Here is a 6777-nt window from a genome sequence, read left to right as displayed (position 1 = left end):
GCTATCCGGGGTATAGTTCAGTAATCATGGCTTCTTTTTTATAAGAGTATAGATGTAAGAGTTGCATTACTGTTTTAATAATGATGTTGAAAGCAGCATAAAAAAAGAGATACCAGCAAGGGCAATTACCCAAAGCCAGGCGGATTCCATATTCCCGGACTCAATCGCCATATAGATTGCTGTGGGCGCAGTCTGGGTCCTTCCTGGCAGGTTGCCGGCAAACATAAGCGTTGCTCCAAATTCCCCCAGAGCTCTCGCGAAGCTGAGAATAACCCCAGTGATTAAAGTCTTTGCTGAGAGAGGCAATGTAACATATAAAAAAACCTTCCATTCATTCGCTCCGTCCACTCTTGCTGCTTCCTCGGCACCAGGGTCAACGGACAAAAAGCCTGTCTTGGCAGATTGATACATCAAAGGAAAGGCAACGACAGATGCGGCAATCACTGCTGCCCACCAGGTAAAAATAATGGGACTGCCAAATATGTTCTCAATCATTCTTCCGATTGGGCTATTTATTCCAAAAATGATGATTAATAGAAATCCAACTACGGTTGGAGGGAGTACTAGAGGCAATGTTAAAAGTGTCTCTATTGCTGTTTTTCCAACGAAACTCCTTTTTGCCATGTACTTTGCAGATAAAATACCGAATAAAAATACAAACACCACAGAGATCGATGCAATCTCTAGGGAAAGTTTTAACGGTGTCCAAAATTCACTGCTCATACATAATCATTCCAATGCTGCTTTAAAGCCATATTTTTTGTAAATTTCCTTTGCTTCTTTTCCTTTTAAAAAATTGAAAAAGCTAAAAGCTTCTTCCCGATGTCTAGTTCCTGCAATCACACCTGCAGGGTAGACAATGGGATCATGTAATTCTTTTTCAGTAAAAGGAAGTATTCTTACCTTTTGTGAAATCATCGCATCCGTTTTGTACACGATGCCAGCATCGACATTCCCAGTTTCAACATAAGAAAGCACTTGACGGACATCCTTTGTGAAGATAATTTTCTTATCATGCTCCAATTCTTCCCATAAACCTAAAGAAAGCAGCGCCTGTTTTCCATACATTCCTGCCGGAACAGATTCAGGTGTGCCGATGGCGATTCTTTTGATGTTTCTTTGAGCCAGTGACTCTGCTGAATCTATAGTTGTGTTGTTTTTCTGGGTGATAAGAACGAGCTCGTTATTGAGCAGCTTAACGCTATAATTTTGATCAATTAGCCCTTTGCTCAGCAAAAGATTAAATTTATCCTCAGCCGCTGAGATGAAGACGTCTACAGGTGCACCTTGGGAAATTTGCTGCTGCAGGGAACCGGAACCTCCAAAGTTATAAACAATCTTAATTCCTGGGTTCTCTTTCATATATATTTGCCCAGCTTCCTCCATCACTTCACGGAGGCTTGCAGCAGCAGAGATTGTAATTTCAGTATTTTCAGGACCGCTGTCCTTTACACAGCCCGGAATGATGAATAATAGGGCCGAAAAAAATATTATATGTAAGTACCTCAATCATGACATCCTTTCAAAAGAATCCTTTTTAAACATATGCAATTGACATAACTGATTATATCGGATAAAAAAGGATCCTACATAAAAAAATATCACAAGTTGGTGAAATTATCATTGATTAATATAATGGGGAATATAGAAATAAAAAAACTGCCAAATGGCAGTTTCATAAATATTATTGATTTTGTCCCGTTTTTTGATCGATCTGATTGCAAACCTCGTCTGCGGATAGACCGTTTGCTTCAATGACTGACCCTTGTGTCGAAACATCCTGCATTCCCATGACATTTGAATCAATACCACTGACTACACAGCAGTCACACCCTTGAGCGTCTGCTTCAGAACGCAATTCCACGACATCATGCCCTCTTTCACGCAAAGCTGCTGAAATGTTAGAAAGAGATTGTTCTACACCAACTCTTGCCATCAATAACACCTCCTCACTAATCTAAGTTGTCCGGCACAAGTATAAAATATTCTTAAGGAAAGACAATATGAGGGAAAACTAATAGTGACTGGAGGGGTAAGCATGAGCAATAAAAGGAAGAAAGATCCATCAACTATTGGCCTGAACTCAAGCCAGGTGGAAGGGCAGGGAACAACGGTCAGCGAAACTGGCAGCCGTACTGCTTCTTCTTCACGGAGGAAGCAAAAAAGAGGTTAAAAGCAGTAAAATCAAAACCCTCGGAAATTGTCCGAGGGTTTTGGTGTTTAAGCATACATTTCTGCAATTTGTTTTTGAAGCTCTTCATTTTCAAGATATTCATCATAAGTCATCTGCTTATCAATCAACCCGGAAGGAGTGATCTCCATAATCCTGTTTGCAACAGTTTGAACGAACTGGTGGTCATGGGATGAAAAGATCATTGATCCTTTAAAATTGATCATGCCGTTATTCAAGGCAGTGATGGATTCAAGATCCAGGTGGTTCGTTGGTTCATCCAGCAGAAGGACGTTTGCTCCAGATAGCATCATCTTAGAAAGCATGCAGCGGACTTTTTCGCCTCCGGATAGTACGCTAGCTTTTTTCAGTACGTCTTCACCAGAGAAAAGCATACGTCCAAGGAACCCGCGCAGGAAGCTTTCGCTGTCATCCTTCGGTGAGAATTGGCGAAGCCAGTCCACCAGGGTAAGGTCACTTCCTTCAAAGAACTCAGAGTTGTCTTTAGGGAAGTATGCCTGGGATGTCGTTACGCCCCATTTGAATGATCCGCTATCCGCTTCCATTTCACCCGTAAGGATCTTGAACAATGTAGTAATAGCTAATTCGTTCTTCCCAACAAGAGCAATTTTATCATCTTTATTCATGATGAAGCTGATATTATCCAAAACCTTTACGCCGTCAATCGTCTTAGTGATTCCATCAACTCTTAATAAGTCATTTCCGATTTCACGGTCAGGAGTAAATCCAACATATGGATACTTGCGGGATGATGGTTTGATATCATCGAGAGAGATCTTATCAAGCAATTTTTTACGGGAAGTAGCTTGTTTGGATTTTGATGCGTTTGCGCTGAAACGCGCGATGAACGCTTGCAATTCCTTGATTTTCTCTTCTTTTTTACGGTTCGTATCTGACTGCATTCTTAGTGCAAGCTGGCTTGATTCATACCAGAAATCATAGTTGCCGACATAAAGCTGAATTTTGCCAAAGTCAAGGTCTGCAATATGAGTACATACTTTATTCAGGAAGTGACGGTCGTGGGATACCACAATAACCGTGTTCTCAAAATTGATCAGGAATTCCTCTAACCATTGAATTGCAGCAATATCAAGGTGGTTGGTAGGCTCGTCAAGCAATAGAACGTCAGGCTTGCCGAAAAGAGCCTGGGCAAGGAGTACTTTTACTTTCTCTCCGCCACCAATATCAGCCATTTTTTTATCATGAAGCTCTTCGCCAATTCCAAGGCCTTTAAGAAGAATCGCAGCTTCGGATTCTGCTTCCCAGCCATTAAGCTCGGCAAATTCGCCTTCAAGCTCTGCAGCTTTCATGCCGTCTTCATCTGTAAAATCTGCCTTCATGTAAATGGCATCTTTTTCCTGCATGACTTCATATAAACGGGCATGTCCCATTATGACGACTTTCAACACTTCGACATCTTCATATTCAAAGTGGTTCTGCTTCAATACAGCCATACGCTCACCAGGTGTCATTGAAACATTTCCGGTTTGTGCTTCAATTTCTCCTGATAAGATTTTAAGGAAAGTGGATTTTCCTGCACCGTTAGCACCGATCAGGCCATAGCAATTTCCCGGAGTGAATTTAATATTAACATCTTCAAAAAGCTTGCGGTCACCATATCTCAAGCCGACATTTTGAACTGTAATCATTTATTTAGTAGCCTCCATTAATATATATCCCAAAGATTATAACATGTTTGATTGCTATGAGCGAATTCTTTTTAAGGCTCAGTTCTCAAACTTTGTTACTATGGACTTCAAAATTTGATTTAATTACCTATTTTCTTCGTAAAGAGAAAAGAGGATGCAAACTTAATATCCACCTGCAAAATGTGTATATCACGTTAAAATCGGTCTTAGGATTTTAACAACATTCTTTACGAAAGCAGCCCATTATAAGCAGGTATTAGAGTGACTGAATATGATTTTTTTGCGGAATGGTGTTTTTAATGGAGTCAAATTGGGAAAAGGCGAGAGTAGTTAGTAATCGGGATAGTTTTTATATTATTTATCAAAACATCCACGGTGTGTCTATTGGGAAATTTGTGAATATTTTTTGCAGGATGATGTCAATTTTTTTGCTCGTTTTCACACATTTTTCATATTTTTCATGTAAAATAATAATAGACAAAGATGGATAAAAGGAGTTTTTGAAAATGGCTAAAAAGCAGCTGGTTGATTTTGTTAACCGCCTAAAGGAATCAGGGATTAAAGTCAGCTTCACTAAGCCAAAATCAGAATTTTTCTCCCTGCAAAAAACAGAGAAACATCCCACCACTGTGAATTCACATTAAGAGATAGACAAGCTTTCCTCATTATACGGAAAACAACATACAAAAAAGCGGTGCAAATGACCGCTTTTTTGTTTTTTATAGTGGCTCTTTTCTCAAACTCTGTTGCTATTTGACTACTAAAAGGATTTTATGACCAGTTTTCTTGGTAAAGTTGACTCTTCTTGGTAAAGTTGACTCTTTAAAAGAGCATGGAAACTTTATTCCGAACTGCAAAATGGCCTAATATTACGTTAAAATCGGCTTTAGGATTTTAACAACAATCATTACGCAAACAGCCTTTATATTTAAATTTCGTCCATTATTTCTTCGAAAACTTTATCTTTATTAAAATCTTCCCCCATAGGGAATTTTTTTATGAATTTATTATTCGCATCAATCAGGTAAGTAAATGTACTGTGGACGTAAAAACCATTTCCTGGATCACGGTACTGGAATTGGAATGTATCGGCAACCTGTTTGATTTTCTTTTGTTCTGCCAATGTGTCTGCTGGGTCACCCGTCAAGAAGATCCAATTTCCGTCGTTTTCGAGTCCGAAATTGTCCATATATTTTCTCAAAACTTCAGGCGTATCCCGGTACGGATCAATTGTTATAGTAACGAATTGTACTTCCTTACCGTATACACCTTCTTGGATTAAGTCTTTACGAAGCAGGTTCATTTTTTGTGTTGTCGTTGGGCAGATATCAGGACAATGAGTATAAATGAATTCTACAAGCTTGATAGACTCTGTTTCTTCTCCAAAAGTATAATTTTCTTCTTCCATAGTGACAAGCGTGATGTCCTCTGGTATTTGTGCATTTGCATCCCGGATTAGAAAAAATGAGATTCCTGATGTAATTCCTATTAATACAATAAGTGAGCTGATAAGATAGATTTTTTTCATAACACAATCCTCCCCCTTATAAAGATATAAGAAAAATGAGGAAAATCATATGGACATTGTGTGAACTATGTTTAACATACAACTTCCAAGAAAAAAGATAAGTGAATATTCTTGCAATATAAAGAATGAGATTTATAATGAATTGTAAAACAATTTTAACGTCTAGGGAAATAAAAAGGGGAATAAAGCTTTGAAAGCTGATAAAATCATAAAATTCTTATTGCAAATCACAGGGTTGATCCTGATTAACAAAGCCGGCTTTTATATTGTAGAATTGTTCGAGCTGCGTATTCCGGGTAATGTTTTGGGAATGATTATACTTTTCGTGCTGTTATGGACGAGGGTAGTCCGGCTTGAATGGTTTGAAGGGGCAGCTGATTTTCTCGTCAGGCATCTATCGTTCTTTTTTGTACCGATATCAGTTGGTTTGATGACTCTCGGTGGACTTATTGCAGAAAATGGCATACAACTTGCGATCATTTTAATTTTGAGCGCTATAATAGGCATGGTAGTTGCGGGTGGCACTTCAAATATGCTGGTAAAGCGTAAGGAGGGAAAGGAAACTGGAAACTCTGCTCACGATCTTTAACATTATCATAACCCTGCTTGCTTACCTTTTTGCCAGGAGGGCTGCAGCTAAATATCCATCTCCGCTAACATCTCCGGTATTTTTAAGTACAGTGATAGTGATTGCCGTTTTGATGTTGCTGAATATACCTTATAAGAAATATGAACCAGCAAGTGAGATTATGACCTATTTTCTGGGGCCAGCTACTGTGGCTTTAGCTGTACCATTATATCGCCAAAGAAAAATTATTTCAGCTTACGCGGTTCCAGCTTTGTTCGGTCTTGTAACAGGGATAGTCTCGACCATTATCTCAGCTGTGTTCATAGCGTATTTGCTTAACTTATCAGATTTGATCCTGGTTTCTTTGACGATCAAGTCCATCACAATACCTGTTGCTTCTGAGGTTGCCAGGATCATCGGGGCAGACTCGATTTTGGTTGCTGCGTTCGTCATGATCACAGGCATGCTCGGGGCGATGATTGGCCCTTTTCTTTTAAACACGATGAAAATCCACGATCCGTTTTCGAGAGGTTTGGCAATCGGCACCATTGCTCACGGAATTGGTACAGCAGAAGCAGCAAGGGAAGGCGAGCTGCAGGGCGCAGTTTCAGGAGCAGCAATGGGGATGGCCGCTATAATAACTTCATTGTTCCTGCCTATTATTCTCCCAGTATTTTTATAAGGAAGCATATGAAAAAGGAGACCTTAGGGGCCTCCTTTTTTTGGTAGCAGAAAGCTCATTAAAACGAAGTTCGTGCCATTAATGTGGTAAGTACCCTTATGAGAAGTGAAAAGGCTGCATAAGGGTGTTATTTGTCCGTAAAGGTACCCTTATGAGGAG

Annotated in this window: 9 protein-coding genes; 4 read left to right on the top strand and 5 right to left on the bottom strand. The window is 39.5% G+C overall.

The window, feature by feature from the left end; translation table 11 throughout:
- Nucleotides 1-66: 66 nt before the first annotated feature.
- The 3 genes from modB to J7E32_RS22340 all read right to left on the bottom strand — a co-directional run bounded on the left by modB (nucleotide 67) and on the right by J7E32_RS22340 (nucleotide 1936).
- Entirely contained in the window at nucleotides 67-723 is a 657-nt protein-coding gene (gene modB / locus J7E32_RS22350) for a molybdate ABC transporter permease subunit (RefSeq protein ID WP_214911773.1), read from the bottom strand.
- Nucleotides 724-729: 6 nt separating this feature from the next.
- The gene (gene modA, locus J7E32_RS22345; protein WP_214911772.1) at nucleotides 730-1509 is read right to left on the bottom strand and encodes a molybdate ABC transporter substrate-binding protein; all 780 of its coding nucleotides are present in this window, start codon (nucleotides 1507-1509) and stop codon (nucleotides 730-732) included.
- Between the two features lie 175 nt (nucleotides 1510-1684).
- Nucleotides 1685-1936, bottom strand: a complete 252-nt coding sequence (locus tag J7E32_RS22340; protein WP_214911771.1) for a YkuS family protein — start codon at nucleotides 1934-1936, stop codon at nucleotides 1685-1687.
- A gap of 102 nt (nucleotides 1937-2038) precedes the next feature.
- Between J7E32_RS22340 and J7E32_RS22335 the strand changes: the two genes are divergently transcribed.
- A complete protein-coding gene (locus J7E32_RS22335) occupies nucleotides 2039-2173 on the top strand; it encodes a YuzL family protein (protein WP_214911770.1) in 135 nt (44 codons plus the stop codon).
- Between the two features lie 47 nt (nucleotides 2174-2220).
- On the opposite strand, the gene J7E32_RS22330 is transcribed toward J7E32_RS22335, so the two are convergent.
- Entirely contained in the window at nucleotides 2221-3840 is a 1620-nt protein-coding gene (locus J7E32_RS22330; RefSeq protein ID WP_214911769.1) for an ABC-F family ATP-binding cassette domain-containing protein, read from the bottom strand.
- A 506-nt stretch (nucleotides 3841-4346) separates the two neighbouring features.
- On the opposite strand from J7E32_RS22330, the gene J7E32_RS22325 reads away from it, so the two are divergent.
- Complete coding sequence (locus tag J7E32_RS22325; RefSeq protein WP_023627787.1) at nucleotides 4347-4484, top strand: hypothetical protein; 138 nt, start codon at nucleotides 4347-4349, stop codon at nucleotides 4482-4484.
- Between the two features lie 284 nt (nucleotides 4485-4768).
- Here J7E32_RS22325 and J7E32_RS22320 read toward each other — a convergent pair whose 3' ends face one another.
- The gene (locus J7E32_RS22320) at nucleotides 4769-5368 is read right to left on the bottom strand and encodes an SCO family protein (protein WP_214911768.1); all 600 of its coding nucleotides are present in this window, start codon (nucleotides 5366-5368) and stop codon (nucleotides 4769-4771) included.
- 190 nt (nucleotides 5369-5558) lie between these two features.
- Here J7E32_RS22320 and J7E32_RS22315 point away from each other — a divergent pair, with 190 nt between their 5' ends.
- Both J7E32_RS22315 and J7E32_RS22310 read left to right on the top strand, forming a co-directional pair.
- The gene (locus J7E32_RS22315; RefSeq protein WP_214911767.1) at nucleotides 5559-5957 is read left to right on the top strand and encodes a CidA/LrgA family protein; all 399 of its coding nucleotides are present in this window, start codon (nucleotides 5559-5561) and stop codon (nucleotides 5955-5957) included.
- Entirely contained in the window at nucleotides 5932-6618 is a 687-nt protein-coding gene (locus J7E32_RS22310) for an LrgB family protein (protein WP_214911774.1), read from the top strand. The genes J7E32_RS22315 and J7E32_RS22310 overlap by 26 nt, the downstream gene beginning before the upstream one ends.
- The last annotated feature ends 159 nt before the right edge of the window (nucleotides 6619-6777 follow it).

The sequence above is a fragment of the Bacillus sp. ISL-55 genome (assembly GCF_018613155.1).
In the GTDB taxonomy this organism is placed as follows: Bacteria; Bacillota; Bacilli; order Bacillales; family Cytobacillaceae; genus Mesobacillus.
This window is presented reverse-complemented; position numbering and strand designations above follow the sequence as displayed.

What these genes read in the sequence shown, in the direction of transcription:
- J7E32_RS22320 (WP_214911768.1), bottom strand. Translation starts at nt 5,368, where the DNA reads ATGAAAAAAATCTATCTTATCAGCTCACTTATTGTATTAATAGGAATT.
- J7E32_RS22325 (WP_023627787.1), top strand. Translation starts at nt 4,347, where the DNA reads ATGGCTAAAAAGCAGCTGGTTGATTTTGTTAACCGCCTAAAGGAATCA.
- modB (WP_214911773.1), bottom strand. Translation starts at nt 723, where the DNA reads ATGAGCAGTGAATTTTGGACACCGTTAAAACTTTCCCTAGAGATTGCA.
- J7E32_RS22340 (WP_214911771.1), bottom strand. Translation starts at nt 1,936, where the DNA reads ATGGCAAGAGTTGGTGTAGAACAATCTCTTTCTAACATTTCAGCAGCT.
- J7E32_RS22335 (WP_214911770.1), top strand. Translation starts at nt 2,039, where the DNA reads ATGAGCAATAAAAGGAAGAAAGATCCATCAACTATTGGCCTGAACTCA.
- J7E32_RS22330 (WP_214911769.1), bottom strand. Translation starts at nt 3,840, where the DNA reads ATGATTACAGTTCAAAATGTCGGCTTGAGATATGGTGACCGCAAGCTT.